Genomic DNA, 1956 nt, shown 5'->3' on the forward strand with positions numbered 1-1956 from the left:
GTGCGCGCCTCGCAGATCCGCGCGCTCGAGCACGCCGCCGCCCTCGCCTGGCCCGGCGTAGAGCAGCAGTGGCTGGACGGTTGGTTGCTGCGCGCCGGGCACGGCGTCACCGCTTGCGCGAACTCCGCTGCTCCGCTTGATACTTCCGCTAGCACAGCGACGATCCCGGCGATCGTCGACTGGTACACCCGACGCGGACTGACACCGTGCTTGGCGATCGCCGACCGGCTGCTGCGACTGCCGGGCACCAGTGAACAACCCAATGCCGTGCTGGTACGCGATGTGCACACGGCCGAGCCCGACCCGTCGATCCGGCTGTCGGACCGCCCCGACGACGCCTGGCTGCAGCTCTACCACCGCGACGTTCCCGTGGATGTACTGACCGCGGTCGTCAATGGCGAGCACGTGTTCGGTACCCACACGGACCTGGCGGTGGCGCGAGCTTCGGTGACCGACGCCCCGGACGGCACCCGTTGGGTGGGCCTGTCGGCGATGCGGGTGCACGACGAGGATGCCGGCCGGGCGTTATCCGAAGCACTGCTGGCCTGGGGGGCGGCACGTGGCGCGACCCGTGGTTACGTCCGGGTTCTCGACGACGATCACGCTGTCGCCGTTCTGGCCCAGTCGTTGGACTTCAAACTGCATCACCGCGCCCGCTATTTCACGCCAGCCGCCACGTAGGGTCGGGCAATGGTTGATGGCGGCGACCCGCTGCGGCCCGACGGCATGGTTAGGCTGGCCACCTGGAACGTGAACTCGATCCGCACCCGGTTGGACCGCGTCCTCGATTGGCTGGAACGCGACGAGGTCGACGTGCTGGCTATGCAAGAAACCAAGTGTGCCGACGACCAGTTTCCGACGATGCCGTTCCTAGAGCTCGGCTACGAGGTGGCGCATTGCGGGTTCAACCAGTGGAACGGCGTGGCGATCGCGTCACGGGTCGGCCTGGAGCAGGTCGAGGTCGGCTTCGACGGCCAGCCGAGCTGGAGCAGCAAGCCAGATCTTAAGGCCGCAGCCGAAGCCCGTGCGCTGGCCGCCACCTGCGCCGGGGTTCGGGTGTGGAGCCTTTACGTGCCCAACGGCCGCGCCCTGGGCGACCCGCATTACGCCTACAAGCTGAATTGGCTTGCCGCACTGTGCGATACCGCCGCAGGCTGGCTACGCGACGATCCCTCGGCGCAAATCGCGCTGGTCGGCGACTGGAATATCGCCCCGACCGACGACGACGTGTGGAGCGTGGAATTCTTCCGGGGCGCCACACACGTTTCGGAACCGGAACGCAAAGCGTTCGACGCTATTGTCGACGCTCAATTTGCCGACGTGGTACGGCCTTTCACCCCCGGTCCCGGGGTGTACACCTACTGGGATTACACCCAACTGCGGTTCCCGAAGCGACAGGGCATGCGCATCGACTTCATCCTCGCCTCTCCCGCGCTGGCCAGCCGGGTCGCTGACGCACAGATCGTCCGGGAGGAACGTAAAGGCGAGGCGCCCAGCGACCACGCCCCGGTCGTGGTGGATCTGCGTCAACCTTGACGCATACAAATACCGGTTGCGGGTATTCATTTCCTGTTCATTTGCCGGACAAGGCCATAGGATTGCCAAATGCTGCGCAGGATCGTTTCGGTTTCATGAACTTTGCGAGTTCGCGCCTATGCAACCCCGCCGGTGTGGCGTGCAGCGGGTATCAGATTCACCGCCTCAACAACCAATCATCAGGGAGTCATCATGGGTGTCGTTAACGGCGCCGTACGCACCGTAACTCGAACGGCGGGCCGGGCCGCGGAAGCGACCACCGAGGCCGCGGGTGCCGTGGGTGGCGCCGCGGTCAACGGTGTCGTCGGTGCGGTCACCGGGGCCGCAACCGGGATCAAACGGGGAATCGGCAGCGGTAGTCATTCGGTGCCGGCAGCCGCGCTGACGTTGGGCGCGCTCGGCGTCGCCGGGCTGATCGAA

Annotated in this window: 2 protein-coding genes and 1 pseudogene; all 3 read left to right on the forward strand. The window is 66.3% G+C overall.

Annotation, left to right across the window (positions count from 1 at the left end):
* A partial coding sequence (locus tag WB785_RS22655; RefSeq protein WP_424082027.1) for a GNAT family N-acetyltransferase, cg3035/Rv0428c family occupies window positions 1–681 on the forward strand: 681 nt, incomplete at its 5' end.
* A 45-nt stretch (window positions 682–726) separates the two neighbouring features.
* Window positions 727–1536, forward strand: a complete 810-nt coding sequence (locus WB785_RS22660; RefSeq protein ID WP_424082029.1) for an exodeoxyribonuclease III — start codon at window positions 727–729, stop codon at window positions 1534–1536.
* 192 nt (window positions 1537–1728) lie between these two features.
* A pseudogene (locus tag WB785_RS22665) lies at window positions 1729–1956 on the forward strand (hypothetical protein); the annotation flags it as partial.

The organism is Mycobacterium sp., from assembly GCF_049585075.1.
Classification (GTDB): domain Bacteria; phylum Actinomycetota; class Actinomycetes; order Mycobacteriales; family Mycobacteriaceae; genus Mycobacterium.